The following is a 26,019-nucleotide window of genomic DNA, read 5'->3' on the forward strand; positions in this document are numbered from 1 at the left end:
CGGCACACGCCCTCGACAACGGCCGCAAATTGTGATCACACTAGAGGACTGATTGCGGGGTTGGAATCTGGGGTGCCACGCGCCATCATCCAACTTAGAATCCTGCCGCATCAAAAATCCATATTCCTGTGTGACTCATGAAATCGAAGTCCAAACGCCCGCAGACCGGCTTTTCCAAGCGCGGGGCAGCGAACGTCTCCGAAGCCGGTGCCTGGCTGGCCGAGCAGAATATCGAAGAGATCGAGTGCATGGTGCCTGACCTTGCCGGGGTGGCGCGCGGCAAGATCATGCCCGTGCGCAAATTCTTGACCACGGCGGCGATGAACCTGCCGCTGTCGATCTTCTATCAGGATATTACCGGCGACTTCCCCGACCTCGAAGGCATTGTCGGCACGGTGCAGTCCGACACCGACATCTTCCTGCAGCCCGATTTCAATACGCTGGCTACCGTGCCGTGGGCGACCGACCCCACCGCGCAGATCATCCACGACGCCTATCACCCGGATGGCCGTCCGGTCGAGGAAAGCCCGCGTCAGGTCCTGCGCAAGGTGCTGGCTCTGTATCACGAACGCGGCTGGAAACCGATCATCGCGCCGGAGCTGGAATTCTATCTGGTCGAAAAGAATATCGATCCCGACTATGCCCTAAAACCCCCTATCGGACGGTCGGGGCGGCCGGAAACCGGGCGTCAGGGCTATTCGATTTCCGCGGTCAACGAGTTCGACAGCCTGTTCGAGGACATGTACGAATATTCGGAGTCGCAGGGCCTTGAGATCGACACCCTGATCCACGAATCCGGCGTGGCCCAGATGGAAATCAACCTGCGCCACGGCGATCCGCTCGAACTGGCCGATCAGGTCTTCATGTTCAAGCGCACGATCAAGGAAACGGCGCTGGAGCACGACATCTACGCCACCTTCATGGCCAAGCCGATGGCGCTGGAACCGGGCTCGGCCATGCACATCCACCAGTCGATCGTCGATATGAAGACCGGCCAGAACCTGTTTTCCGACCCGAAGACGGGCGAGCCGACACCCTTGTTTTTCAGCTTTATCGCCGGTCATCAGGTCCACCTGCCCGCCGCGACCTCGCTGCTGGCGCCCTATGTCAATTCGTACCGCCGCCTGTCCAAGGGATCGGGCGCACCGGTCAATACACACTGGGGCTTCGACAACCGCACGGCGGGCCTGCGCGTGCCGCCATCGGACGCCGATAACCGCCGCCTGGAGTGTCGTATTCCATCGTCGGACGCCAATCCGTACCTGGCCATCGCCGCGACGCTGGCCTGCGGGTATCTGGGGATGATCAAGGCGATGACGCCCGACGCACCGGTCGATAGCGACGTATCGAACGATCCGTCCGCCGACCTGCCCTACTCGCTGATTCAGGCGGTCATCAAACTGGAGCGCAGCGAAGAATTGCGCGAGATTTTAGGCGCGCAGTTCGTCACGGCCTATGCGCGGGTCAAGCACCACGAGTACGAAACCTTCATGCGCACCATCAGCCCGTGGGAACGCGAGTTTTTGTTGTTGAATGTGTAAGTATTCCCTTCTCCCCGTTTACGGGGAGAAGGTGGCCCGATAGGGCCGGATGAGGGGCATAACCCCTTTTCATTGTAAGCCACCGTTAGAAGCCCTCACCCCAACCCTCTCCCCGCATGCGGGGAGAGGGGGTAAGTCATATGACCCAGACCGCCAAAAATACCGGACATCCTGACAATTCGTGGTACGCCGACACCGCGCTCATTACGGCATTCCCGGCATTCGGCGGCACGCAGACCACGGACATCGCCATTATCGGCGGCGGCTATACCGGCCTCGGCGCAGCGCTGGAACTGGCCCAGCGTGGCGTCTCGGTCACCCTCCTCGAAGGCGCCCAGATCGGCTCCGGCGCTTCGGGACGTAACGGCGGGCAGATTCACACCGGTCAGCGCGTCGATCCGCAAACCCTCGTGTCGCAACTGGGTTCGGACGCCGCCCGCGAACTGTGGGACATGGCCGAAGCCGCCAAGGCGCACCTGTTCGACCTGATCAATAGGCATGATATCGACTGCGACCTCCGCCACGGTCTGATCCATAGCTGGCACAAGCCGCGCTTTGCCGATGACGACCACGCCTATGCCGATTTCGTCAGCCAGACTTACGGTTACGACAAGTTGTCCCTGATGAACCGCGAAGCCGTCGCGGTCGAGCTAGGCACCGACGTCTATCACGGCGGGCTGTTCGACGCGGGTGCCGGCCATCTGCACCCGCTTAAATTCGCTCTCGGCATGGCCCGCACCGCGCAAGCCGCGGGGGCGGCACTCTACGAACATAGCCGCGTCCACAGCTATCATCGTTCAGGCGACGACTATGACCTGCACATTGGCGACGGTCACCGCCTGAGATGCCGTAAGCTCCTGATCTGCGGCAATGGCTACATGCAGGGGCTGGACCGTGAGATCGACCGCCATGTCGTACCGATCAATAATTTCATCCTGACGACCGAACCCCTGCCGGACCGGACGATCCTGCCGCACGACTATGCGGCAGCGGATTCGCGCTTCGTCGTCAATTACTGGCGACGGACCGCCGATAACCGGTTGCTGTTCGGCGGCGGCGAAAACTACACGCCGTGGTTCCCCAAGGATATAAAGGCCTTCGTCCGCCGCAACCTGCTGAAAATCTATCCGCAACTGGACACGGTCAAAGTCACTCACGCCTGGGGGGGGACGCTGGCCATAACGCTTAGCCGCGCGCCCTTCGTTCGCGCCCTGTCGCCCGACTGTCTGGTCAGCGCCGGCTACAGCGGTCAGGGCGTCGTCCTGGCCCCCTATTTCGGCAAATTGCTCGCACATGCAGCATTGGGCGACCACCATGATATCAAGCTTTTGTCGCAACTCAGACCGCCCGCCTTCCCCGGTGGGCCTCTCCTGAGAACACCCGCCCTGATAGCGGGCCTCAGCTGGTACGCGCTGCGCGATCGCCTGTAATCCTTATGGTACAAGGGCGTATCAAAGTTTCCATCGCAACGCTTTCCGTTGCGTAAGATATCATTATGTGACTTCTTTGCGACAATTTAAGAACGAATATCCATTTTACGTGTAAAAACAAAACGCACCCCCCCAATCACTTAACCCGTTGTTAACCGCCCTGCGCGCCATGCTTCTATTGCGCCGCAACAGGTCAACGAGGATCTCAGGCGTACTGTCTGAGTGGCTTAAAGTTTACATCCTGCACCTCCCACCTCTCTGTGTGTCCGGCCCCGTTGCCGCACCGCATGACCTTGCTTGCAACGAAGGAAGCTGTTCATGTCCGCCTTTTCTCAGCCCGCTGCGGCTGTCACCCTGTCCGACATTCTGGCCCAGACCTCCAAGGCCAAGACGATCACCAGCAACAAGGTCAAGGACATCCGCGCCGTAACCGGCAAACTGCGTATTCTGGCGCTCAACGCCCTGATCGAAGCCAAGCATGCGGGGGAAAAAGGCGCCGGGTTTTCCGTGGTCGCCGACGAGGTCCGCGCCATCTCGACCGAGGTCGAAGGGCTGGCCAAGGATCTGGGGAATGAAATCGTGACGCTGGAATCTCTGACTCAGGACATGGCTCACGCCAGTCAGGGCGCGCGCCTGATGGATCTGGCGCTCAATGCCATCGAACTGATCGACCGCAACCTTTATGAGCGCACCTGCGACGTGCGCTGGTGGGCGACCGACTCGGCGCTTTGTCAGGCCGCCGCCGAACCCGTCGTCGCGCGTACTGACTACGCTAGCCAGCGCCTCGGCGTCATTCTCGATTCCTACACCGTCTATATCGATCTGTGGCTGTGCGACCTCGATGGCAATATCATCGCCAACGGCCGCCCCGACACCCACCGCGTCATCGGTCAGAACGTGAAAAGCCGCCCGTGGTTTGCCCGCGCCGCGAGCTTACGCAGCGGACAGGACTTCGCCGTCGCCGATATCACAACCGAACCCCTCCTCAACGGCGCTCAGGTCGCCACCTACGCCACCGGGGTGCGCCGCGACGGCGATGTCAATGGCGAGTTGCTGGGCGTTCTGGGCATCCAGTTCGACTGGCAGCCTCAGGCCGCCTCGATCACCCAGGGGGTACGCCTGTCTGACGAAGAACGTCGTAACACCCGTGTCCTGCTGATCGATGGCGATGGCGTGGTTATTGCGGCGTCGGACGGCAAGGGCATACTGAACGAACGTATCCGCCTGAAAACCGAGGGCAAGGGCTTCGGCCACTATATCGATCCCGTATCGCGCGCCATGGTCGCCTTTCACAAGACCCCTGGCTACGAAACCTATTCCGGGTTGGGCTGGTACGGCGTTATCATTCAGGAATCCTAGAATCCCGACGGCGATTCTGATCGATCCCTGATGCGGCCCCCGCCAATGTGGGGGCATGAACGCATCCAAAGATCTGCGCACCGGCGATCCGGTGTGGCTCTCGCATCCCGTACCGCGACTGGGCACCGGCGCGCTGAAACGTGACCGCAGGACCGATATTGTCATCATCGGCGCGGGCGTCACCGGGGCCATGGCCGCCGAAGCCCTCACCGACGAAGGCTTCCGTGTCATCGTACTGGACCGCCGGCCGCCGCTGAAAGGCTCGACGGCGGCGACCACGGCGCTGTTGCAGTACGAGATCGACAACCCCTTGACCGAACTGACCCGGCAGATCGGTCACGACAAGGCTTGCCGGGCGTGGCGACGCTCAAAACTGGCACTGGACAGTCTGGCCGCGCGGGTCGAGCTTCTTGGCATCCCTTGCGCCATGAAGCGCAGCGCCTCGCTCTACCTCAGTGGCAATGTCCTCGATCCGGGCGGCTTGAAACGCGAAGGCGAGATGCGCCGGGCTATCGGCCTGCCCAACGACTATCTGACGCGGAAGGGATTGGCCGAGCGTTTCGGCATCGACCGCGCCGCCGCCCTTCTGACGACGCAGAATCTGACGGTTCAGCCTTTGCGCATGGCCGCGGGGTTCCATCGCGCCGCGATGTCACGCGGTGCCGAAATTCTTTGTCCGGTCGAGGTTGCAGCCGTGGAAACCCATCGCGATGGCGTGACCCTGCGCACCCGAAACGGCCCTGTTATCGAAGCGCGTTACCTGATCTATGCCACAGGCTATGAGACCCCGACGGCAATCCGCCAGAGCCGCCATTCGATCCATTCGACCTATGCCATCGCCACCAAACCGCAGCCGGACAAGCTGTGGCCGGAACAGGTCATGATCTGGGAGGCGTCCGATCCCTACCTCTATATGCGCACAACATCCGACGGACGCGTCATTTGCGGCGGCGAGGACGAAGCCTTTTCCAATGCCGATCACCGCGATAGCCTGTTAACCGGAAAAACGAAGCGGCTGGAAGAAAAGCTGAAGACGATGTTCCCTCAGCTGGATACCCGCGCCGATTTCGCGTGGTGCGGCTCGTTCGGCGCCAGCCTCACCGGACTGCCGACCATCGGCGCGGTGCCGGGCATGAAGAATGTCTTCGCCATCCTCGCCTATGGCGGCAACGGTATTACCTTTTCACGGCTGGCGGCTGAAATCCTCAGTGCCGCTTTGTCCGGGCACGAAGACCCGGACGCCGAACTGTTCAGGTTCTAACGGTTTTTCCCGCCCGGCTCTGAAGGCAGGGCCGTGAAGCGCTTCACCAGACCGGCCGTAAGACCGCCCAGCGTCTGTTCCATCGCTTTCGGCAACACCACCGGATCCAGCGTGATCTCATAGGTCTTGGTCGAATAGGAGCCGCCGGTGCCCGTCGCAAAGCCGATCATCATACCCGCCGCATCCCCCAGCTTGGCCTTCTTGGACGTCACGTCCTTAAAGGCCAATACCGGGTTTTCGGCGGGCAGGACCGTCGTATTGAGCACCAGTTGCTGCTTGGTGCCGTCGACCTGAGGGAACGGCATGAACCACAGGCGCGAGCGTTCGGGGATGACCTGCATGGCCGCATCCCCCTTGATATTGACCACCCCGTCGCCAAAGATATTGGAGTATTTGCCGCCGCCTTCGCCCTTGATCTGGACGAAGCCCACCGCCAGTTCGATGCCGACCACCCCGGCTTTCAATTGCGTCGGCAGGGCGTATTCCTGCGTCGCGCGGCCCATGGCGTCGCCTACCTGGGCAAAGGCCGCAAACCCGCCCTTGCCGCTGAATCGGATATCGTCGGCAGCGATATAGACCCCCTTGCCGCTGGGGCCATAGAAGGTTGATTTACCGCGCTTGCCCGTATCGGCGACCATCGGCGTGGGCTTCATATTGGCGCTCAATTTGCGCCAGGCCTCGGCCTGCCCCACCTCAGCGTCGGTGACGATGACAAAACCGGCCGCCGTCAGGGCATCGATATATTGTTTGTACAATGTATCCACCGCCGCCTGTACCGCGGCCTGATCGATTCCGGCCACCTTGAAGGTTGAATCGGCAGTCGCATTGGCGTGGTACTTGCGGTCTTCCTCGTGCGCGCCGTCCTCTTCCAGAAGCTCGACCTGAAACACCGGCAGGACGCGGCTGCCCGCCGCAATCGAAGCCTTGCCGTAGCGCGTAAAGAGGGTCGCCGCCTTGGCTTCACCTTCCGCTACGGTGGACAGGGTCGTGACCGCCGCCTTCTTGTCCTTGGCGGCCCAGGCGGGCGAACCCGCGGCAAGGGCAAGCGTCCCGGCAATACCGGTAAGCGTGGCGCGGCGAGAGATAGATGATTGGTTCAACGTCAATTCCCCTGATCGCATTTCAATAAATATCAGCGTTCGACGAAATACCGTCTCAGTTCAAATGACAAACTCTGTAATCCGGATACGTACCGGCACGTATTGATCCTTTAGCTGCCTGATTACAGGGTCGGCGCACATATAGAGGATCGCTCATGCCACTGAAATTCATCGCCACGCTAATCGGCGCCCTCTCACTATCCGCCTGTGCCAGCGCGCCCCTGACCGATGCCTCAAGCTTGTCGGCGACGGACAATCTGAAGCCGGGCAAAACAGGACGCACGACGACGAAAGAGTATCGCGACACAACGGCATTGAACGGCGTCAAGCGTGTCTATCTGCACCCCACACGTCTGATGACGGGATCGAGTACGCGCTACACTTTGAAAGATAACGAGCGGCTTCTGGTGCTGACCGAAGTCGAAGCGCAACTGTGTTTCGAACTGGCCGAACGCTACGAGATCGTGGCCGATGCCGCATTAAGCGATGCTCAGGTCCATTCGGCAGTCACGTGGTTTGAGCCGACCGGCACCGCAGGATCAGGGGCCGCAGCCGCCCTCAATTTCTTTATCCCCGGTCCGCTGGGCTTGCGCGTCCCCGGTTCTCTGGGCGGGCTGGCGGCGGAGGCTGAACTGAAGCAAGGCAAGACGCAGGTCGCCGCCGTCGTCTGGGCGCGTCAGGCACAGGCGCTGGGGACCGACTCGCCGTCCCTGTCGCGGCTGGGAGATGCTTTGCAATTCGCCGAACCGTTCGGCGACGATGCGGCGCGGGTCATGTCGCCGGAGCCCCTGCCTGCCAAACGCACCTATACTACGACCAATGATCCGTGCCTGAAATACGGCGGTCGCATCAATGAAACAGGGTTTGTGCTGGACCGGGTGACCGGCGTCTATATCCCGACCGACCGCACCAAGGCCATGGAAAAAACCAAGTTTCAGAAGAACTAAAGCGCCCGCAATTGCGGCTCGGCTTCGTTGAGCGAGGCCTCGATAGTCGACACCAGTTGATCGATCTCGGCCTCGCTGATGATCAGCGGCGGGCACATGACGATCGAGTCGCGGATGCCGCGCACCATCAACCCGTTCTTGATGCAGATGTCGCGGACCAGCGGCCCGGCGGTGCCCTCAGTTCCTTTGAAACGTGTATTGGTACCTTTTTCAGCGACGATTTCCACCGCCCCGATCAGGCCGAGAGAGCGCACTTCGCCGACCAGCGGATGGGCGGCGAGGCGTTGCAATGCCTGAGCCAGATAGGGTCCGGTGACCTCACGCGTGCGAGCGATCAGGTCTTCGCGCTCCATGATCTCGATATTGCGCAGCGCCACGGCAGCCGCCGTCGGGTGGCCGGAATAGGTATAGCCGTGGACGAAATCGCCGCCGGTTTTCAGCACCTCCACAATCGCGCCCGATACGCCGACCGCCGAGATCGGCAGATAGCCCGACGACAGGCCCTTGGCCATGGCGATGATATCGGGTTTGACGCCGTAATGCTGATGGCCGAACCACTGCCCCAGACGCCCGAAGCCGCAGATGACCTCGTCGCAGATGAGTAGAATACCGTATTTGCGGCACAGGGCCTCAACCTTCGGCCAGTAGGTTTCCGGAGGGATGATCACGCCACCCGCGCCCTGCACCGGCTCGCCGATAAAGGCGGCGATCTTATCCGGCCCGACGCTGAGGATGCGATCCTCGATATCCTTGACACAGGCGTCGGCAAAGGCGATCGGGTCTTCGCCAAAGCCTTCGTTGAACATGTAGGGCTGACGGACGTGCTCGATCCCCGGCACCAGTGGCCCGCCCTGAGTGTGCATGAAGCTCATACCGCCCAGCGACATGCCGGCCACTGTCGAACCATGATAGGCGTTGCGGCGGCTGATGATGACATTACGTTCCGGCTCGCCTTTCAGCGTCCAGTAGTGACGGACCAGACGCAATACCGTGTCGTTGGCCTCAGACCCCGACGAATTGAAAAAGACGTGCTTGAGGTCCGGATTGCCTTCGGACATCTTGTCGGCGATCTTGGCCGCCAGACGGATGGCCGGTTCGGTCGCCGTCTTGAAAAAGGTGTTGTAATAGGGCAGTTCCAGCATCTGCTGATAGGCGACTTCGGCCAGTTCCGTGCGGCCGTAACCGACATTGACGCACCACAGCCCGGCCATGCCATCGAGCAGCGATTTTCCGTCGATATCCGTGATCACACAGCCTTCCGCATGGGTGATGATGCGGCTGCCGCCGAGGTCTTCGAGCAGTTGGTAGTCGGCCTGCGCGGGCAGATGGTGGGCCAGGTCCAGCGCCTTTAGTTCGGTGGATTCGTTGTGGCTTGCAGGAACGGGCATGACGGACCTTCGGAAATAAATCGGAAAGACAGCACTATAGCTGTACGGCAGACTATGGAAACAGTCTAATTGCAATCGGCAGCAAAATTGTGATCACAATTTTAATTGCCCGCTCAAATCGGATGACCGCGCAACGCCGCGCCCATCAGTTCGAAAAAGGTCTGCCGATCGCGGTAACGCTCCGGTTGCCATTCGGGATGCCACTGCACGCCCAATACCTGCGCGCCGCCAATATTGGCGCTGAAGCCTTCTATGATGCCGTCAGGCGCGACGGCTTCGACGGTCAGGCCCTCCCCCAGCCTGTCGACACCCTGAAAATGTACAGAATTGACGGTTAGCCAGTCGTGCAGAACCGCCCGCGCCAGCACACCGCCCGGCGTCAGGGCTACTTCATGCCTGTGGTTGAACATGGAGTCGAAGGCGACGTCGGCAGGGGCATGGTGGTCGATGCGGTTGGAGCCCGGCGCCGCCTGCCCCAGATCGCGGCGCAAGGTTCCGCCGAGCGCCACATTGATCTCCTGAAAGCCACGGCAAATGCCGAAAACCGGCTTACCCGCAATGATCAGGCTTTCGATCAGACTCAGGGCCACCTCGTCACGCGCCGGATCGAACGGTCCCTCGCCGTCGGCTTGTCCGTAGCGGTGCGCTTCAACATTCGACGGCGAACCCGTCAGCAGCAGTCCATCTAATCGCGACGCCACGGCCTGCGCATCGAAATAGCCGGTAATGGCCGGGATCAACAGCGCCGAACACTGGCCATAGGTCATGGCCGCCCGCACGTAACGATCCATGACCGCCTGCGCCATTTCGACGCCGAAATCGCGGTGGCAGCACATGATGCCGACGACCGGGAGCGGCTCACGCATGGCTTAACTCAGCAGAGCCGCAGGGGCGCAGGCATTGAATGACAGCCACACCTTTTCGTCCCACGTAAAGTCTTCCTGATCCCAGCGTGTCAGGTTCGAACGCAGAACCTTGACCATACGACCGCTTTCCAGTTCGACCTCATAGACCGTTTCCGAGCCCAGATAGGTCATCAGGCGGATCGTCCCGGCGACAATATTGTAACCGTCGGGCGCGTCTTCCATCTTGGCCGGTTTGTGGTCGAACTTGTCCATCTCGATCTTTTCCGGCCGCAGCGCCGCCCAGACGGTCGCCCCGGTCGCGCCGGTCACGCCGTGGTCAAGATAGATATCGCCGACGTCCTTCGTTTTGATGATCGCATGGTCCGGCTCGTCGATATCGAGCGTCCCTTCGAACAGGTTCACGCTGCCGATAAAGTCGGCCACGAAGCGCGAATTGGGGAACTCATAGAGATCGAACGGCGTCGCCACCTGTTGCAGCAGCCCACGGTTCATCACGGCGCAGCGCGTGGCCATGGCCAGGGCCTCGTCCTGATCGTGGGTGACCATGATAAAGGTGATGCCGACCTTTTCCTGAAGCAGCGACAGCTCCGTCCGCATGGCATCGCGCAATTTCGCATCCAGCGCCGACAAAGGCTCATCGAGCAGCAGGACGCGCGGCTTCTTGACCAGAGCCCGGGCCAGCGCCACGCGCTGCCGCTGACCGCCCGACATCTGGTCCGGCTTGCGCGGCCCGAAACCGGCCAGCTTGACCAGTTCCAGCGCTTCCTCGGCGCGGGCACGGGCCTCTGAACCGCCGATGCCGTCCATCTTGAGACCATAGGCGACGTTGTCGAGCACGGTCATGTGCGGGAACACGGCGTAGGACTGAAACACCATATTGACCGGGCGCTTGTTCGGCGGCGTCGTCGAGACATCCTGCCCATCGATCAGGACACGGCCTTCGGTCGGCATTTCGAACCCGGCCAGCATGCGCAGCAGCGTGGTCTTGCCACAACCCGACGGGCCGAGCAGCGAGAAGAACTCCCCTTCCTTGATGTCGAGCGAGACGTTGTCGACGGCGGTATTCTTGCCGAAGCGCTTGGAGACGTTCTCGAAACTGATGATGGTTTTGGCTTCGGACATTTACTTTTTCTCCGTGCCGTGGCCGGCGGTCAGGGCGTCAGAGCCCTGAAATTTGAGCGCAAGGAAGGTCAGCAGCACCGTAACGACGATCAGGATGGTCGAGGCGGCATTGACCTCGGGCGTCACCGAGAAGCGTACCATCGAATAGACCTTAACCGGGAAGGTCACCGTGTCCGGTCCCGCCGTAAAGAAGGTGATGACGAAATCATCGAGCGACAGGGTGAAGGCCAGAAGCGCCCCGGCGATCAACGACGGCTTGATGTGCGGAATGACCACGTCCATCAAAGCGCGGAAATCGCTGGCCCCCAGATCCTTGGCGGCTTCTTCGAGCTCGCGGTTGAACGAGGCCAGACGCGCCCGCACAACCACCGCCACGAACGGGAAGCTGAAGGAGACGTGGGCAATGATGATGGCCCCGAGGTTCAACGGCCACGGCAGGCCCTGCGGCCAGGGCAGCACCTTGGCGAAAAAGACGAGCATACCGACGCCCATGCAGATTTCCGGCACCACGATCGGCACGGCCAGCGCCCCGTCGAATAGGGTCTTGCCGCCGAACCTGAACCGCCACAGGACTATGGCGGCCATGGCCCCGACAATCACCGAAAGGATCGTCGAGCACAGCGCAATGGTCAACGAATTGCCGAACGCCGTGATCAAGCTCTCATTGGTCAGGGCCTTCTGGTAATATTTGAGCGTGAAACCCTTCCAGATCGTGGTCGAACGCGAGTCGTTGAAGCTGAACACCATCAGGGTCAGCAAAGGGCCGTAAAGGAAGATGGTAACGCCGATCAGCCAGGCCTGAATCGGCCAGCGGCGCAGATATTCCAGCGGCGCAGGCGGCATCTTGCGCGGTTTGATAGCGGTTGTCATGCGACCCTCTTTCTGGCGCGGGCCTCCAAAACGCCCTGAACGGCGATGGCAATAAAGGTCAGGTAGACGAGCAGGAACGACAGCGCCGCCCCGAACGGCCAGTTATTGGCGCGCTTGAACTGAGATTCGATGACATTGGCGATCATCTGTGAATCCGGCCCGCCGAGCAGGTCGGGCGTCAGGTAAGACCCCAGCGCCGGGATGAAGGTGATCAGGATACCCGACGCGATCCCCGCCCCGGCCATCGGTATGACGACGTTGAACAGGGTGCGGATATGCCCGGCGCCAAGATCGAGCGAGGCCTCCAGCAGCGACTTATCCAGCCGGTCGAGCGCTGAATAGAGCGGCAGGATCATGAACGGCAGGTTGACGAAGACAAGCCCGAACACCACGGCGAAATTGTTATTGAGCAAGGCCAGCGGTTCGAACACGCCCAAAGCGCCGCCGGTCATGCCGTTGACGCTGTTATGGACCATTTCAAGGCCCATATTGATCAGGCCCTTGGTGCGTAAAACCGCGATCAGGGCATAGGTGCGGATCAGCAGGTTGGTCATGAACGGCAGCATGACCAGCAGCAGCAGCCACGGTTTCAGCTTGTCCGAAGCAAAAGTGATCGCCAGCGCGACCGGAAAACCGATAACCAGACACAGGAACGTCGTCAGACCTGCTATCCAGAACGATTTAACGAAAATATTGAGATAGAGCGGTGAAAAAGCATGGGCGTAGTTCGACCACGTACCGGTAAAGGCAATGTCGACCAGCCCGTCGTTCTGCCCGAACGAATAGAGCCACACGATGCTCAGAGGGGCGATGAAGAACACCACCAGCCAGAACAGGGGCGCGCTGAGGAGCGTCAGGAAGAGCCCCTTCGCCTGCCGCCAGGATTGTTCCATAACCACCTCCCTATCTTACCTACTCCCCCGGCGTGCCGGGGGAGGTGGATGGCCGCAGGCCAGACGGAGGGGGGCTTGCGATGTTTCAACAATTACGACGGTTGAAATTAAGAGCCCCCACCACCGCATCTAGCCGCGTAAACGCGGCGTCGTGCGGTCCCCCTCCCCAGCAAGCTGGGGAGGTATTAGATCGACTACGCCTCTTCTTCTGCCGGCATACCCGCCGCCGCACGGACGCGCGTGATCAGCTCTTCCATCTTCTGCGCCATTTCGGCACCGGCAAAAGCCGCGTATTCGCACTTGGCGAGAGCCTCGGCGGGCGGGAAGATGATCGGGTTGTTCTTGTAGCTGTCCGGCATCAGAGCCTTGGCGGCCAGATTCGGCGTCGGATACTTGATCTCGGTCGAAATCGCCGCACCCGCCTTGGCATCGAGCAGATAGTTGATGAAGGCGTGCGCTTCGTCTGGCATAGGTGCGCCGACCGGGATAGCCAGCGTATCGGCGTTGAACTGCGAGCCTTCGACCGGCACCACGAAATCCAGTTCCGGCATTTCGGCCTTCTTCTGCGCGATGTCGCCGTTATATTCAATGACCACATCGACGTCACCACCGGCCAGCAGGTCCTGCCCGTCGTCGGAATGGAAGCGCAGGATATTGCCCGCCTTGACCTGCTTCGTCAGCAGGGCCTCGACATCTGCGAGCACCTTGTCGTCCAGCGCATTGACGCTGTGGCCCAGATATTTGGCCGCCAGACGCACGAGGTCACCGGCTTCGGATAACCACGCGATCTTCTTAGCATAGGTGTCGGAGTCGAAGACGTATTTCCACGAATCCGGGATCTTGCCGTCCTTCATGGTCTTGGTGTTATAGCCGATGCCCAGCACCAACCAGGTGTAGGGCATGGAGAATTTGCGGCCCGGATCGTAGGGCGGATTGAGGAAGGCCGGATCGACGTTCTTGAGGTTCGGAATTTTCGCATGGTCCAGCGGCATGAGCAAATTGGCCTGGCTCATGCGCTCGACGAAGTCGTTCGACGGCACAATGACGTCGAAGCCCGAATTACCGGCCTTCAGCTTGGCAAACAGTTCGTCGTTCGAGGCGAACAGGCTCATATTGACAGGTGTGCCGGTGGCTTTTTCGAAATCGCCGAGCGTCGTCGGCCCGATATAGGTGTCCCAGTTATAGAAGTTCAGCTTCTTCTTGGCCGGTTCGCAACCCGCGAGACCGCCGAAGCTGATGCCCATCGCGGCGGCGCCAAGGCCTTGCAGGATCGAACGGCGCGAGGCCGGGATTTTCGGAAAAGTCATGTCCCCATCTCCTTCAAGGCTTCAAACGCCGCCCTTTACGGGACGGGCGACGCGGTGGTGCTGAACCATTGGAGAGCCTTATCCAGCCCCCCTGAATGTGACGATAAGTTAACAGAATACGGGAATGACCTTCTGTCAACCGCGTTCTGTGATCACGTTCGCAAATGCGGTAATTATTTACGCGTTTCTCAGATACCAGTCGTAGTCCAGTTCGGTCACCTCCTCGAAGAAACGCGCCTGTTCCGTCTTCTTGACCTTGACGTACATGTCGACGAAGCGGTCCCCCAGATAGTCGCGCAGGACCGCTGATTTATCGAGATAATCGACCGCCGCGTACCAGTTGGTCGGCAGGGTCGCGCCGGTTTCCGCCGCCACGGCATAGCCGTTGCCGACCACCGCCGGGCCGGGATCGGTTTTCTGTGTGATGCCGTGATGCGCACAGGCGAGAATCGCCGCCAGTACCAGATAGGGGTTACCGTCCGCCCCGGCGACGCGGTGTTCGACGTGACGCGTGTGGGCTGGACCCGCGGTAACGCGAAGGCTGACCGTGCGGTTATTCACCCCCCAGGTCAGGCCGACCGGCGCGTAGGAATTGGCTTTGAAGCGCTTGAAGCTGTTAGCCCCCGGCGCGAGGATACCCATGCAGTCGGCAAGGTGATCTTTCATCCCGCCGATCATGGTTTTCAGCAACTCCGAACCTTCCGGGTGTTCGGCGGCGCACAGATTCTTGCCGTCTTTGTCGGCCACCGACACATGGACGTGGAAGCCGGATCCGGCGCGATCGGCCCACGGCTTGGCCATGAAGGTCGCCTCGATACCGAGGCTGAGCGCCACGCCCTTGGCCATGCGCTTGTACAGCACCGCATCGTCGGCGGCGCGCAGGGCGTCGGGCTTGTGCTTTAGTGTGAGTTCGACCTGACCCGGCGCGAACTCGGAAATGGCCCCTTCGAGCGGAATATTCATGACATCCGCCGTCTCCCACAGGGTGCGGAAGAACTCGCCGTGCGCCTCGACCTCGGGAAGGCCATAGACCTGAATGCCCTTGGGCGTCTCGCCGGTGTTGAAGCCGCGCGCGGGAACGAGTTGCCCGTCCTTGCGCTCGATATCGACGAGGTAATATTCCAGTTCGCACGCCACCACCGGCGTCAGACCATCGGCTTTATAGCGATCCAACACCCCTTGCAGGACATGGCGCGGATCGAGATCGTTCGGCGTGCCGTCAAGCTCATAGAGCGACAGCATAACCTGCCCCACGTCGTCGCCCAGCCACGGCGCGGGCGTCAGCGTCCCCGGCACCGGGCGCGCCACCCGATCCGCATCGCCATCTTCCCAGACAAGGCCGGTGTCCTCGCAATCGGCCCCCAGCGTATCGACCACCAGAATCGACCCCGGCAGGAAGCGCCCATATTCATAGATCGGCAAAAGTTCGTGCCGCCGCAGCCGCTTGCCGCGCGGGACCCCGGTCATAGAGGTAAACAGAATCTCGAAATAGTTTATCTCAGGGTGCGCATCGAGAAAGGCCTTGGCTTCATCGACAGTGGCGACCATGGGGTGCGGGGGTAGTGACATTGGGCTCTCTTTCGTCCTCCCGCCTACGCGGCAGAGGATGTGAAACGCTTATATTCGATACTAAAAGCTTCGATGGCGTCGACCAGCCGCTTAACCGCTTCCGGTGTCGTTTTCGGCGAGATCAGCATCATATTGTGAAACGGCGCGATCAGAACGCCCCGGTTGATCAGGTACAGATGAAACGCTTTTAACAGAGCCGGATCAAGGGCCTTGCGCATGGTTTGCGCGTCGCGCGGGGCAGGCGACGCAAAGACCAGTTCAGCCCGCGCGCCGACATGCACGACGCTCCAGTCGAGTTCCTGCCGCCAGATGACGCAACGCAGTTGGGCGACCAGACTTTCCGCGCCCTTCTGCATGTAGTCGTAGGCCGGACGGGTCATGATTTCGGTCAGCATGGTCCTGATGCCGCTCATGGCCAAAGCATTCCCGGACAGGGTCGTGCCGATACCCGAAGACCCGCCGCCGATGGCTGTTTGTGCGGCGTCCATGCGCGCGGCAACCTCAGCGCTCACGCCCCAGACGGCGGCAGGAATCCCCCCCGCGATGGCCTTGCCGATCACCAGCATATCGGCGCGCAGGTCGTGTTCTTTGACATAACCGCCATAGCCCGACGACAGGGTATGGGTTTCATCATAGACTAGCAGCGTACCGGTACGGTCGCACAGGTCGCGCAAGGCCTGATGATAGCCTTCGTCCGGCAATATCATGCCGCAATTGGTCATCACCGGTTCGAGCAGTACGCAGGCAATATTGTTGCCCGCCAGGGCACTTTCCATCGCCGTCAGGTCATTGAACGGCACGACGACCGTGTGTTGGGTCAGGTCGATGACCTGCCCGATCAAACCGGGTTTGGCGACCGTCTGGCCGTCCTTCAGCACCACGAAGGCGTCATCGACCATGCCATGATAGGCACCGTCGATAATCAGGATTGTGTCGCGCTGGGTAATCGCCCGCGCCCAGCGGATCGCCGCACGGTTGGCGTCGGATGCTGTCGTCGCGCATTGCCACAACGGCAAGCCGAACCGTTCGGAGAGCAACCGCCCGACCTCGACGCTGTCCGCCGTCGGCAGCATGAAGCCGACGCCCTGCCCCGCCTGCCGGGTTATCGCGGCTTGCAGTTCTTCGCGCCCGTGACCGAACATCGACGGCGTGTCGCCCAGGCAGAAATCGTCATAGGCGTAACCGTCGACGTCCCACAGGGTCGCGTCCTTGGCACGGGTGGCAAATAGCGGCACCGGCGAGGCCCAGTCGTCCATCCAGTGCAACGGCACGCCCCCGCGCCACACGGCCTGAGCCTCGGCGGCGTGTGCGAGGGTCTTGGGGTGCATGGCGTTGAAGATCGCGGTTTGTTCGGCGATTAAGTCAGCGAGGGACAAAAGTGGCCCCCTCCGTCAGCGACTTCGCGCTGACACCTCCCCCGTTACGCCCTGAAAGGCTTACAGGGGAGGATGAAAGCATTACATCCTCCCCTGCGATAGCGGGGGAGGTGGCGGCGAAGCCGACGGAGTGGGCAAAACCTACCCTCACCCCAACCCCGCTATGCTGATGAACTTGGTCTCCAGAAACTCCTCAAGTCCCTCGGTTGCTCCTTCGCGGCCGATGCCGGATTCCTTGACGCCGCCAAACGGTGCGACCTCGGTAGACATCACGCCGTCGTTCAATCCGACCATGCCCGCCTCAATTGCCTTCACGACCCGCAGACCGCGTGTGATATCCTGCGTAAAGGCATAGGCCGCCAACCCGAACGGCGTGTCGTTAGCCAGAGCGATCCCCTCCTCCTCCGTATCGAACGGATAGAGCGCGGCGACCGGGCCGAAGATTTCCTCCTCGAACATCTGCATGTCGCGCGTCACGCCGGTCAGGACGGTGGCCGGATAATAGAGCGGCCCCTGCGCATCGACCTGCCCGCCGAGTGCGATCCTGGCCCCCTTCGACACGGCGTCCTCGACCAGCCGCACGACCTTATCGATGGCCTTCTGATTAATCAGCGGCCCAAGACCTGTGCTTTCCTCATAGCCCGGTCCGGATTTGAGTTTAGCGGCTTCAGCGACGAACCTTTCGACAAACGCGTCGTAAATCCCGCGCTGAACGAAGATGCGGTTGGCGCAGACGCAGGTCTGACCCGAATTGCGGAATTTCGACGCCGCCGCGCCCGCGACCGCCAGATCGAGATCGGCGTCGTCGAACACCACCACTGGCGCATTGCCACCCAGCTCCAGCGATATCTTTTTCACCGTCGTGGCGCATTGGGCGTAGAGTTTTTTGCCGACCGGCGTCGAGCCGGTGAAAGAGAACTTCTTGATCCGCGCGTCCGACGTCAGCACGGCACCGATATCCGCCGAATGAGTCGTGGTGATGATGGCGATCAGGCCGTCCGGCACGCCCGCGTCTTTGGCCAGACGCTTAAGCGCAATGGCACAGATCGGCGTATCCTCCGACGGCTTGACCACCGCCGCGCAACCTGCCGCCAGTGCGGGCCCCAGCTTGCGCGTAATCATCGACAGCGGGAAGTTCCACGGCGTAATCGCGCCAACGACACCGACCGGCTGGCTGATGGTCAGCAACTGCTTGCCGTCGGCCGTGGCCGGGATGGTGCGGCCATAGGCGCGCTTGCCCTCTTCGGCGAACCATTCAATGAAGCCGGCCGCATAGGCGACTTCGCCACGCGCCTCCTTGATGGCGCGGCCCTGCTCCAGCGACACCAGAAGCCCCAAGGCCTCCTGATGCTTCATGATGACGGCGTACCAGGCTTCCATGACTTTAGCGCGCGCCTTGGCGGTCAGGGCGGCCCAGGCGGGCATGGCTTTTTCAGCCACAGCGATGGCCGCTTCGGTGTCGGCAGCCGTCATTTCGCGCACATAGGCCAGCACGTCGCCGGTCGAAGGGTTATGGACCGCAAAATGCGGCCACGACGGCGGCGTCAGGCTGATATCTTCGCCGAGCAGATCGATAAGGGCGGGAGTCAATTTCATAGTTCTATGCCTTGAACGTTATGGAAACGGCCTTGAGGTCGGCATACTTATATAGGGCGTGCAGGCTGCGATCGCGACCGAAGCCCGACTGTTTAAATCCACCGAACGGCATGGTGATGTCGCAGGCATCCCACCCATTGACCCAGACCAGACCCGCCTTCAGCGCCTTGGTGGCCCGCATGGCGCGGTCAAGGCTGGCGGTCCACACCCCCGACGCCAGTCCGTAAACCGTGTCGTTGGCCAGTCGGTAAGCCTCGGCCTCATCGGTGAAGGCTAAAACCGAAAGGACCGGCCCGAACACCTCTTCCCTCGCCAGCACATTGTCGGCGGTAATATCGAGCAGCGACGGCTCGACATAGAAGCCGCCCGTTTCGGTTTGTACGCGGTGGCCGCCCAGCAGCAGACGCCCACCGTCGGCCTGTCCCTTGTCGATATAGCCGAGCGCCGTGTGCATCTGACGTTCAGAAATCATCGCCCCAAACTGCGTGGCCGGATCGAAGGGATCGCCGACTTTGATCGATTTGGCCACGGCGATGACTTTTTCGACGAAGGCGTCCTTGATCGAGGCCTCGACGAACAGGCGCGAGGCCGCCGTACACACCTGCCCCTGATTGTAGAACACCCCCCACGCCGCATTCTGCGCAGCGGCATCAAGGGCGGCGCAATCGGCAAAGACAATCTGCGGCGACTTACCGCCCAGCTCCAGCGACACGCGCTTGAGGTTCGAATCCGCCGCCGCCCTCATCAATTGCCGCCCGACCGGACCGGAGCCGGTAAAGGCGATCATATCGACATCCATATGCCGGGCGAGTGCATCCCCTGCCTCGTGCCCTAAGCCCGTGACAACGTTGAACACGCCAGCGGGCACCCCGGCCTCGACCGCCAGCGCGGCTACATAGAGCGCCGTCATGGACGATAGTTCCGCCGGTTTCAGCACCACCGAATTGCCCATGGCCAGGGCGGGGGCAACCTTCCACATGGCCATGTGCAGCGGGAAATTCCACGGCACGATGGCGCCGATCACCCCTAACGGCTCATGCACCGCATAGGACAGGCGGTTGTCCGGCGTCGGTCCGACCTCGCCATATATCTTGTCGAGCGCTTCGGCGTAATAGCGCGTCGTGTTGATGGCCAGAGGGATATCGACAGCGCGGCTGTCGCGGATCGGCTTACCGGTGTCGAGCGTCTCCAAAAGCGCCAGATTTTCAGCGTGGGCGCTCATCAGGTCGGCCAGCTTGTGCAGAACCTGCTTACGCGCTTTCGGGGCCAGACGGGTCCAGCGCCCGTCCTCGAACGCGGTGCGCGCAGCGATCACGGCGGTGTCGACATCAGCAGCATCACAGGCGGCAATGCGGTTGATCAACGTACCGTCGCGAGGGGTGTGGTTATCGAAGGTTTTGCCGGATCGGGCATCAACCCAGCTACCGCCGATGAAAGCCTGAGCAGGCTTGGCGACCGCGCTCAAGGCGGCCATCACACCGTCGAGGTCCGTGGCGGGCGACAGGGGAGTCGAAAACGCGCTCATGACAACAACCTCCGAAACTGTGATCACAGATGGAGCATGACGCACAATATCATGTCAAGCTTTCATCCTCCCCTGTAGCAAAGCGTACGGGGGAGGTGCCGAGCAAGCGAAGCGCGTCGAGGCGGAGGGGGCAAACCATGCGCAGAAACGCCTCCTCCGTCGGCTCATTTCATTCGCCGCCACCTCCCCCGCTTTGCCCAAAGGCTCGCAGGGGAGAATGACTAACCCTTCAACGCCTCAAGCATCAGTTCCATGCCCTCGTGCACGTCCTCCGCCATATGCTGACGGACGGCGGCGTGATCGCCGGTCTCCAAAGCCTTGATCAGTTCCTGATGGTGGTCCTGCGGCAATTGCACCGTCCCCAGTCGCCCGAACACGACCCGCATGAACGGCCCCGATTGCAACCACAGGGTCCGCGCCATATCGAGGAACAGGTCGGCTTCGGCGAGGTTATACAGGCGGAAATGGAAGGCGTAATTGGCCTTCATATAGCCGTCGACATCGCCCTTCGACAGCGCCGCCATCAGGCGTTCATCATCGTTTTTAAGCTCGACAATAACGTCGCGGGTAATTTTCTGCGCGCCCAAAAAGGCCAGTTCCGGCTCGACCCACTGCCGCGCCGTCATAAGTTGCAACAGGCGATTTTCGCTTAAAGACGGCACGCGCAGGCGCTTGTTCGACGGCTGCAACTCCAGCGCCTTTTGCGCGATCAGACGGCGCACGGCCTCGCGCACGGGCATGGGACTGACGTTCAACTCGTTGGCCAGGGTGCGCAGCGATACCGACTTGCCCGGCGGAATCTGCCCCTGAATGAGCGACTCGGCCAGGGCCTCATAGACCTGATCGTGGATCGAGGTGTCGTCGTCCATGCTCAGGGGAAACTGATTCAAGCCCGGATAACCCATACTGTATTCATGACCTCAAAAATGTGATCACGATTTTACGCCGCGCGTCACAATAGACTGGAAGCGAAATCTATAGCCTGTATGCTCGGTTCCGACAAATCCCATCTTTACATGAGCCCCCCGATGGACGACCGCCTCCCCTCCCCTGACGCGATGCAATCTTTCTGGATGCCGTTCACGCCCAACCGCGCCTTCAAATCCGGCCGCCATAAGCTGCTGGTCGAGGCCGATGGCATGTTCTACAAAAGCCACGACGGTCGCGAGATTCTGGACGCAACCTCAGGCCTCTGGTGCTCCAATGCCGGGCATAACCGCCCGAAAATCACCGCCGCGATTCAGAAACAGGCCGCGACTATGGACTTCGCGCCGACCTTCAACATAGCACACCCGCTGGCCTTCGAGTTCACGCACAAACTGTCCGGCATCCTGCCCTACGACCTCAAAAAAATCTTCCTGACCAATTCGGGATCGGAGGCCGCTGATACCGCGTTGAAGATCGCCCTGGCCTATCACCGGATGCGCGGGCAAGGCGCCAAGACACGCCTGATCGGTCGTGAACGCGCCTATCACGGCACGGGCTTCGGTGGCATCAGCGTCGGCGGCCTCGTCAAGAACCGCATGTCTTTCGGTACGCTACTGACGGGCGTCGATCACCTGCCACATACACACCTGCCGGAAAATGTCTTCACCAAGGGTGAGCCCGAACACGGCGCGGACCTCGCCGACGCTCTGGAACGGATTGTCGCCCTGCACGACGCCAGCACCATCGCCGCCGTCATTGTCGAGCCCGTCGCCGGATCGACCGGCGTCCTGATCCCGCCCAAAGGCTATCTGAAACGCCTGCGCGAGCTATGCGACAAGCACGATATCCTGCTTATTTTCGATGAAGTGATCACCGGCTTCGGGCGTCTGGGCGCGGCCTTCGGGGCCGACTATTTCGGCGTGCGGCCCGACCTTTTGTGCATGGCCAAGGGCATCACCAATGCCACCGTGCCGATGGGCGCGGTCGCCGTGTCGAACCGCATCTACGACACCTTCATGCAGGCGTCAGACACCCCGATCGAGCTGTTCCACGGCTATACCTATTCCGGCCATCCACTGGCCTGCGCTGCCGGGATCGCCACGCTGGAAACCTACGAAGACGAAGGCCTGTTCGCCCGCGCCGCTGACATGGCGCCCTATTGGCAAGACGCCGTGCACAGTTTGCGTGATGCCAGACACGTCATCGACATCCGTAATCTGGGCCTTGTCGCCGGGATCGAACTGCAACCTCGCGAAGGCGCGGCAACCGCCCGGGCGCTGGAGGTTTTCGACCGCTGCTTCGACGACGGCCTGCTGATCCGCGTGACGGGTGATATCATCGCCATGTCACCGCCTCTGATCGTCGAAAAGCCGCAGATCGACCGGATGATCGAGACCATCCGCTACGCTTTGGCCGTTACAGAATAGACGTCACCACCGCAAACAGCCCAAACGCCGCGCAGCCCAGCACGTTCATCCACCGCCCGCCAAGCTTTCTGACCTGCGGATGAAAGCGCGCGACGAACAGGACCAACACCAACCCCAGGGCCCATTGCCCCACCGGATCGCTCTGCCCCATCAGGATGAAACCACCCCAGATAAACAACAGCCACAGCAACCAGTATAGCGGCGCGCTGACCACACCCAGCATATGCCACAGGGCTTCGGCGAAGGTTTTCATAAATCGCGCTCGTTTTTATGATTTTCTTACGGAATCAGGCCGATATCCTTGCCCTAAAGGCCGTCAAAGCGCCATAGTGTGACGGCTCATTCTTTTCACCTCCGGGGCTCGCCATGTTTAACCTGTCCGAACAACTCAGCGAACTGCGCGACTCCATCATCGCTGTTGTCCTGCTGGTCGCCGCCGCCATTCTGGGCGTCGCCTGGGCCAGTATTGGCCTGTTCAATGCCCTGCAAATCTGGCTCGGTCCGGTATGGGGGCCGGTAGCGCTAGGGGCAGCAATGATCCTGCCGCTGGCGATCTACATGTTGATCAAACGCCTGACCAAGGAAGAAAAAAAGCGTCAACAGACGCTTGCGAAACAACAGACACAAGCCTTCTATACCCAATCTTCGGTGGTCCATATCCAACGTATCCTCGATGCGCTCAAGGGTCGCTCGCCGGTACTGGCGACCGTGGGCGCGGTGATCGCCGGGTTCCTCGCCTCGAAATTCCCGTCCATGCTGGCGGTCCTGTCGGAAATCATCGGTGCCTGGGGCGACGACGTGAAGCGCAAGACCGCCGAACACGACGACTGAGGGCACAGGGGATAGCCGGTTTTTCCGGCTTGCACGGCGGCTTAAAACTCGATAACAACGGCGCTCTTGTCGGACGCGCCTGTTGTCTGGCCCTGTGCCCCTGTGGTGAAATTGGTAGACGCGCCGGATTCAAAATCCGGTACCGCGAGGTGTGTCGGTTCGAGTCCGACCGGGGGCACCATTTCTTTTGAAAATCAAAGCTAACCCCGGGTTCCGGGTCTTTGCGGACGTCGTCCTTGGGGGGGCATCAAACTGTCTGAAAATCGTATGCGGACCGTCTCGTCACGCCTTCCCTCGACGGACGACTCACCGAATAAATCTGTCACATAAGTCATGTGGCGGAGGAATCCATGTACGGCAAACTCACGGTTATCTGCGGCCCCATGTTCGCCGGAAAGACGACCGAACTGCTGAAACGCATCCTCTGGGCCCGCAACGGCGAAAACAAGAACGTCCTGGTGCTCAAGACGGCCTTTGACAATCGTTACGCCGATACCCGCGTCGTCTCCCACAACGGCCTGTCCGCCGACGCCAAGGCCATTCGCCGTTTCGCCGATATCGCCGATCTGTCCCGCGAAGCCGAACTGGTCTGCCTCGACGAAGTGCAGTTTTTCACCGGCATGGATATGGACGTCGTCGAATTCGTGTCCGACCTGCTGCATGGCGGCCGCGATATCGTCGTCGCCGGTCTCGATACCAACTGGAAAGGCGAGCCCTTCCCGGCCACGGCGCTGCTGATGGCCATGGCAGACGAGGTGATCAAGCTCAAGGCCCACTGCTCGGTCTGCGGACAGCCCGCCTATAAGTCCTTCAAAAAATTACAGGATGGACGCGAAATCGTGCTCGGTAACTCCGACATCTACGAAGCCCGCTGCAATCAGCACTGGATCGCGGAAAGAATCGACCGGCCACAAGAGATCGCGGCCGCGCACGCCTGAGGCACCCGTCAGACCACCATGTTAGGCCAGCATGTTCTTCTTGTGCTTGGCCAGCTTCCCCTTGGCCGGGCCCGGCGGCAACGGCGGCAGGTCATCCGCCCCCGATACCGCTGCGGGCGCGTCGACAGTCACCACCACCGTGTCGCTAACCGCCTTCGATTTGCGGCTTTTCGGACGCGATTTCGGCGGCGTCGGTGTGGCGGGCGCCGGTGTACCGCGGCTCAGATGCTGAAGCGCGTGCGCCGCCGAACGCGAACGGCTCAACTCGGCCTGAGCGCCTTCGATCAGACCGAGGACGGCTGTCTCGTCCGACCAGACGGCGTGAAAACCCTGCAAGGCCTGCCAGACCGCCACCCGATGCTCGTCGGCGGTCATGTCGGCCTTTACCTTCGTCGGTTTTTCCGGCTTTACCTCGCCCGGTACGGGGTCGGGCTCATCCACGGCCTTGGCCAGATCCTCGAACAGCTTTCCGCTCTTGTCTTTGAGTACCAGCAGGCTGCCCAATCGCGCTTCGACGGTCGCCGACAGTTCACGGGCGTATTCTATCTGGATAGCGCCCGAGGCATGGACGGCGCGCAGCAGAGCCAGATTGATGCTGTCATAGATCGCCTTCGCCGACGCCTTGCGCCGTGCCTCCAGCCGCGCCCGCGCAAAGCTGCGCGTCAGCCCATAAAAGACCGCGCACAGTAGCAGGCCGAGCACAACCAGCCCGCCCAGCAGCATGAGCGTATGGCCATCCAGGATCACGGTCGCGACGCTGCGCGGACCGTCGCCAAAGGGATCGCCGAAATCTTCGGGGGCGTCGGAATACCTCATCGGATATAGCCCTGTCCCGGATCGGCGGTACCCGCGCCCGGCAGGGTTTCGGGCGGATGGAACGGCGGCGATTGGTTAAGCTGCTTCTGCACGGCGGCATATTGCGCCGTCATCAGCGTCAGATCGCGCCACTGCGCGGCCAGCTTTTGCAGCAGCAGCCATACCTTCGTCGCCTTGTCGAAGCCGGGCGCAGATGCCTTCTTCGCCTCGGCCTTGCCGGGATAATTCACGTCGCCGCCCATGGCACCGATCGCCTGCACCGGTGCGCGTCCGTCGGGATCGGCGGTGACGGCACCGCCTTGGTTGACCGCGATATTGATGACGGTGCCGCCCGACATACCCGCTGCGGTCGCTGCCGACGTCTTGGCCTTGTCGGCCTCGACCTCCTTGATGGCCGAGGCGGCCTTGATCAGGGCGCCGTGGTGTTTAGACACCAGGTCCACAAGGGCATTGGTATTGGGAAACAAACGGTCATTGGTGGCGATCACGTCCCGCGCATTGTCCACCACCTGGGCCTGAGAACCGGATACAGAGCGCGTCACCGCCAGCCACAGGGCCTTGACGCCGGATTTGAGATCGTAAAAGCCCTCAGGACCGCTTTTGCTGCCGGCGACAGCACCGGCCAGAATCATCACAAGGCAAAAGACAGCCCCCGCGATCCAGATCAACCCCCCGCTCCACCACAGGCGCACCAAGGTGTCCCACAGGGTGGGGTCGTAAAAGCCGTCGGGCGGCGTGTTGTACTCATCCCCGCTGTACCGCATACGCCCCTGAAACCTCCCCCTCTTCCAGCCTCTCGCGAGTTACACGATCCTGTTGAAACGGGTTAACAGATTGCCGCGCGGTGCGCCAGACGGTTCGCGCGTTTTCATAGGCAAGTGGGCCCGCATTGCATCAATGCGGGCCCACTATGATATTCATATGGGATAG

At 61.1% G+C, this 26,019-nt stretch carries 23 protein-coding genes and 1 tRNA gene; 9 read left to right on the forward strand and 15 right to left on the reverse strand.

All coding sequences use genetic code 11. The annotated features are described in order from the left end of the window. Nucleotides 1-137: 137 nt before the first annotated feature. The 4 genes from PQU92_RS03225 (at nucleotide 138) to PQU92_RS03240 (ending at nucleotide 5,591) form a co-directional block, all read left to right on the forward strand. Nucleotides 138-1,541 carry a glutamine synthetase family protein gene (locus PQU92_RS03225; protein WP_272746780.1) on the forward strand — a complete coding sequence of 468 codons (1,404 nt, stop codon included), beginning with the start codon at nucleotides 138-140 and terminating at the stop codon, nucleotides 1,539-1,541. 140 nt (nucleotides 1,542-1,681) lie between these two features. Beyond that, complete coding sequence (locus PQU92_RS03230) at nucleotides 1,682-2,971, forward strand: NAD(P)/FAD-dependent oxidoreductase (protein WP_272746781.1); 1,290 nt, start codon at nucleotides 1,682-1,684, stop codon at nucleotides 2,969-2,971. A 318-nt stretch (nucleotides 2,972-3,289) separates the two neighbouring features. Then, nucleotides 3,290-4,330, forward strand: a complete 1,041-nt coding sequence (locus PQU92_RS03235; protein ID WP_272746782.1) for a methyl-accepting chemotaxis protein — start codon at nucleotides 3,290-3,292, stop codon at nucleotides 4,328-4,330. Nucleotides 4,331-4,385: 55 nt separating this feature from the next. Then, nucleotides 4,386-5,591, forward strand: coding sequence for an NAD(P)/FAD-dependent oxidoreductase (locus tag PQU92_RS03240; protein WP_272746783.1), 1,206 nt, complete (start codon nucleotides 4,386-4,388; stop codon nucleotides 5,589-5,591). Here PQU92_RS03240 and PQU92_RS03245 read toward each other — a convergent pair. Beyond that, on the reverse strand, nucleotides 5,588-6,691 hold the full coding sequence (locus PQU92_RS03245) for a hypothetical protein (protein ID WP_272746784.1): 1,104 nt from the start codon (nucleotides 6,689-6,691) through the stop codon (nucleotides 5,588-5,590). The two genes, PQU92_RS03240 and PQU92_RS03245, sit on opposite strands and share 4 nt — an antisense overlap. Nucleotides 6,692-6,846: 155 nt before the next feature. On the opposite strand from PQU92_RS03245, the gene PQU92_RS03250 reads away from it, so the two are divergent. Further along, nucleotides 6,847-7,638, forward strand: a complete 792-nt coding sequence (locus PQU92_RS03250) for a DUF3313 family protein (RefSeq protein ID WP_272746785.1) — start codon at nucleotides 6,847-6,849, stop codon at nucleotides 7,636-7,638. On the opposite strand, the gene PQU92_RS03255 is transcribed toward PQU92_RS03250, so the two are convergent. The 11 genes from PQU92_RS03255 to PQU92_RS03305 form a co-directional block, all read right to left on the reverse strand. Continuing rightward, nucleotides 7,635-9,026, reverse strand: coding sequence for an aminotransferase (locus tag PQU92_RS03255; RefSeq protein ID WP_272746786.1), 1,392 nt, complete (start codon nucleotides 9,024-9,026; stop codon nucleotides 7,635-7,637). The two genes, PQU92_RS03250 and PQU92_RS03255, sit on opposite strands and share 4 nt — an antisense overlap. Before the next feature lie 113 nt (nucleotides 9,027-9,139). Further along, complete coding sequence (locus tag PQU92_RS03260; protein ID WP_272746787.1) at nucleotides 9,140-9,892, reverse strand: gamma-glutamyl-gamma-aminobutyrate hydrolase family protein; 753 nt, start codon at nucleotides 9,890-9,892, stop codon at nucleotides 9,140-9,142. 3 nt (nucleotides 9,893-9,895) lie between these two features. After that, the gene (locus PQU92_RS03265; RefSeq protein WP_272746788.1) at nucleotides 9,896-11,014 is read right to left on the reverse strand and encodes an ABC transporter ATP-binding protein; all 1,119 of its coding nucleotides are present in this window, start codon (nucleotides 11,012-11,014) and stop codon (nucleotides 9,896-9,898) included. Further along, nucleotides 11,015-11,884: an ABC transporter permease gene (locus PQU92_RS03270; RefSeq protein WP_272746789.1), complete on the reverse strand. Its 870-nt coding sequence runs from the start codon at nucleotides 11,882-11,884 to the stop codon at nucleotides 11,015-11,017. Next, nucleotides 11,881-12,777, reverse strand: a complete 897-nt coding sequence (locus tag PQU92_RS03275; protein WP_272746790.1) for an ABC transporter permease — start codon at nucleotides 12,775-12,777, stop codon at nucleotides 11,881-11,883. The genes PQU92_RS03270 and PQU92_RS03275 overlap by 4 nt, the downstream gene beginning before the upstream one ends. A gap of 194 nt (nucleotides 12,778-12,971) precedes the next feature. Continuing rightward, nucleotides 12,972-14,084, reverse strand: a complete 1,113-nt coding sequence (locus PQU92_RS03280; RefSeq protein WP_272746791.1) for an ABC transporter substrate-binding protein — start codon at nucleotides 14,082-14,084, stop codon at nucleotides 12,972-12,974. Between the two features lie 177 nt (nucleotides 14,085-14,261). Next, a complete protein-coding gene (locus PQU92_RS03285; RefSeq protein WP_272747067.1) occupies nucleotides 14,262-15,632 on the reverse strand; it encodes a glutamine synthetase family protein in 1,371 nt (456 codons plus the stop codon). 44 nt (nucleotides 15,633-15,676) lie between these two features. Continuing rightward, complete coding sequence (locus tag PQU92_RS03290) at nucleotides 15,677-17,029, reverse strand: transaminase (protein WP_272746792.1); 1,353 nt, start codon at nucleotides 17,027-17,029, stop codon at nucleotides 15,677-15,679. 147 nt (nucleotides 17,030-17,176) lie between these two features. Then, nucleotides 17,177-18,625 carry an NAD-dependent succinate-semialdehyde dehydrogenase gene (locus PQU92_RS03295; protein WP_272746793.1) on the reverse strand — a complete coding sequence of 483 codons (1,449 nt, stop codon included), beginning with the start codon at nucleotides 18,623-18,625 and terminating at the stop codon, nucleotides 17,177-17,179. A 4-nt stretch (nucleotides 18,626-18,629) separates the two neighbouring features. Then, nucleotides 18,630-20,150, reverse strand: coding sequence for an aldehyde dehydrogenase (locus PQU92_RS03300; RefSeq protein WP_272746794.1), 1,521 nt, complete (start codon nucleotides 20,148-20,150; stop codon nucleotides 18,630-18,632). A gap of 221 nt (nucleotides 20,151-20,371) precedes the next feature. Then, nucleotides 20,372-21,019: a GntR family transcriptional regulator gene (locus tag PQU92_RS03305; RefSeq protein WP_272747068.1), complete on the reverse strand. Its 648-nt coding sequence runs from the start codon at nucleotides 21,017-21,019 to the stop codon at nucleotides 20,372-20,374. A gap of 159 nt (nucleotides 21,020-21,178) precedes the next feature. On the opposite strand from PQU92_RS03305, the gene aptA reads away from it, so the two are divergent. Continuing rightward, nucleotides 21,179-22,504 carry an omega-aminotransferase AptA gene (gene aptA / locus PQU92_RS03310; RefSeq protein ID WP_272746795.1) on the forward strand — a complete coding sequence of 442 codons (1,326 nt, stop codon included), beginning with the start codon at nucleotides 21,179-21,181 and terminating at the stop codon, nucleotides 22,502-22,504. Here the strand turns inward: aptA and PQU92_RS03315 are convergent. Beyond that, complete coding sequence (locus PQU92_RS03315; RefSeq protein ID WP_272746796.1) at nucleotides 22,494-22,757, reverse strand: hypothetical protein; 264 nt, start codon at nucleotides 22,755-22,757, stop codon at nucleotides 22,494-22,496. The genes aptA and PQU92_RS03315 overlap by 11 nt on opposite strands. A gap of 113 nt (nucleotides 22,758-22,870) precedes the next feature. On the opposite strand from PQU92_RS03315, the gene PQU92_RS03320 reads away from it, so the two are divergent. From PQU92_RS03320 to PQU92_RS03330, 3 genes are all read left to right on the forward strand, one after another. Continuing rightward, nucleotides 22,871-23,335 carry a hypothetical protein gene (locus PQU92_RS03320; protein WP_272746797.1) on the forward strand — a complete coding sequence of 155 codons (465 nt, stop codon included), beginning with the start codon at nucleotides 22,871-22,873 and terminating at the stop codon, nucleotides 23,333-23,335. A gap of 96 nt (nucleotides 23,336-23,431) precedes the next feature. After that, nucleotides 23,432-23,516: transfer RNA gene (locus PQU92_RS03325), tRNA-Leu, on the forward strand. A 169-nt stretch (nucleotides 23,517-23,685) separates the two neighbouring features. Beyond that, the gene (locus tag PQU92_RS03330) at nucleotides 23,686-24,273 is read left to right on the forward strand and encodes a thymidine kinase (protein ID WP_272746798.1); all 588 of its coding nucleotides are present in this window, start codon (nucleotides 23,686-23,688) and stop codon (nucleotides 24,271-24,273) included. Nucleotides 24,274-24,294: 21 nt separating this feature from the next. Here PQU92_RS03330 and PQU92_RS03335 read toward each other — a convergent pair whose 3' ends face one another. After that, entirely contained in the window at nucleotides 24,295-25,089 is a 795-nt protein-coding gene (locus tag PQU92_RS03335) for a hypothetical protein (RefSeq protein WP_272746799.1), read from the reverse strand. After that, nucleotides 25,086-25,853, reverse strand: a complete 768-nt coding sequence (locus PQU92_RS03340) for a hypothetical protein (RefSeq protein WP_272746800.1) — start codon at nucleotides 25,851-25,853, stop codon at nucleotides 25,086-25,088. The genes PQU92_RS03335 and PQU92_RS03340 overlap by 4 nt, the downstream gene beginning before the upstream one ends. Between the last annotated feature and the right edge of the window lie 166 nt (nucleotides 25,854-26,019).

It is taken from the genome of Asticcacaulis aquaticus (genome assembly GCF_028550415.1).
Taxonomy (GTDB): domain Bacteria; phylum Pseudomonadota; class Alphaproteobacteria; order Caulobacterales; family Caulobacteraceae; genus Asticcacaulis; species Asticcacaulis aquaticus.

Coding starts and splice junctions, on each gene's coding strand:
- PQU92_RS03240 (WP_272746783.1), top strand. CDS start 4,386: ATGAACGCATCCAAAGATCTGCGCACCGGCGATCCGGTGTGGCTCTCG.
- PQU92_RS03315 (WP_272746796.1), bottom strand. CDS start 22,757: ATGAAAACCTTCGCCGAAGCCCTGTGGCATATGCTGGGTGTGGTCAGC.
- PQU92_RS03225 (WP_272746780.1), top strand. CDS start 138: ATGAAATCGAAGTCCAAACGCCCGCAGACCGGCTTTTCCAAGCGCGGG.
- PQU92_RS03285 (WP_272747067.1), bottom strand. CDS start 15,632: ATGGTCGCCACTGTCGATGAAGCCAAGGCCTTTCTCGATGCGCACCCT.
- PQU92_RS03340 (WP_272746800.1), bottom strand. CDS start 25,853: ATGCGGTACAGCGGGGATGAGTACAACACGCCGCCCGACGGCTTTTAC.
- PQU92_RS03250 (WP_272746785.1), top strand. CDS start 6,847: ATGCCACTGAAATTCATCGCCACGCTAATCGGCGCCCTCTCACTATCC.
- PQU92_RS03320 (WP_272746797.1), top strand. CDS start 22,871: ATGTTTAACCTGTCCGAACAACTCAGCGAACTGCGCGACTCCATCATC.
- PQU92_RS03275 (WP_272746790.1), bottom strand. CDS start 12,777: ATGGAACAATCCTGGCGGCAGGCGAAGGGGCTCTTCCTGACGCTCCTC.
- PQU92_RS03335 (WP_272746799.1), bottom strand. CDS start 25,089: ATGAGGTATTCCGACGCCCCCGAAGATTTCGGCGATCCCTTTGGCGAC.
- PQU92_RS03280 (WP_272746791.1), bottom strand. CDS start 14,084: ATGACTTTTCCGAAAATCCCGGCCTCGCGCCGTTCGATCCTGCAAGGC.
- PQU92_RS03230 (WP_272746781.1), top strand. CDS start 1,682: ATGACCCAGACCGCCAAAAATACCGGACATCCTGACAATTCGTGGTAC.
- PQU92_RS03300 (WP_272746794.1), bottom strand. CDS start 20,150: ATGAGCGCGTTTTCGACTCCCCTGTCGCCCGCCACGGACCTCGACGGT.
- aptA (WP_272746795.1), top strand. CDS start 21,179: ATGGACGACCGCCTCCCCTCCCCTGACGCGATGCAATCTTTCTGGATG.
- PQU92_RS03305 (WP_272747068.1), bottom strand. CDS start 21,019: ATGGACGACGACACCTCGATCCACGATCAGGTCTATGAGGCCCTGGCC.
- PQU92_RS03260 (WP_272746787.1), bottom strand. CDS start 9,892: ATGCGTGAGCCGCTCCCGGTCGTCGGCATCATGTGCTGCCACCGCGAT.
- PQU92_RS03255 (WP_272746786.1), bottom strand. CDS start 9,026: ATGCCCGTTCCTGCAAGCCACAACGAATCCACCGAACTAAAGGCGCTG.
- PQU92_RS03295 (WP_272746793.1), bottom strand. CDS start 18,625: ATGAAATTGACTCCCGCCCTTATCGATCTGCTCGGCGAAGATATCAGC.
- PQU92_RS03265 (WP_272746788.1), bottom strand. CDS start 11,014: ATGTCCGAAGCCAAAACCATCATCAGTTTCGAGAACGTCTCCAAGCGC.
- PQU92_RS03235 (WP_272746782.1), top strand. CDS start 3,290: ATGTCCGCCTTTTCTCAGCCCGCTGCGGCTGTCACCCTGTCCGACATT.
- PQU92_RS03330 (WP_272746798.1), top strand. CDS start 23,686: ATGTACGGCAAACTCACGGTTATCTGCGGCCCCATGTTCGCCGGAAAG.
- PQU92_RS03270 (WP_272746789.1), bottom strand. CDS start 11,884: ATGACAACCGCTATCAAACCGCGCAAGATGCCGCCTGCGCCGCTGGAA.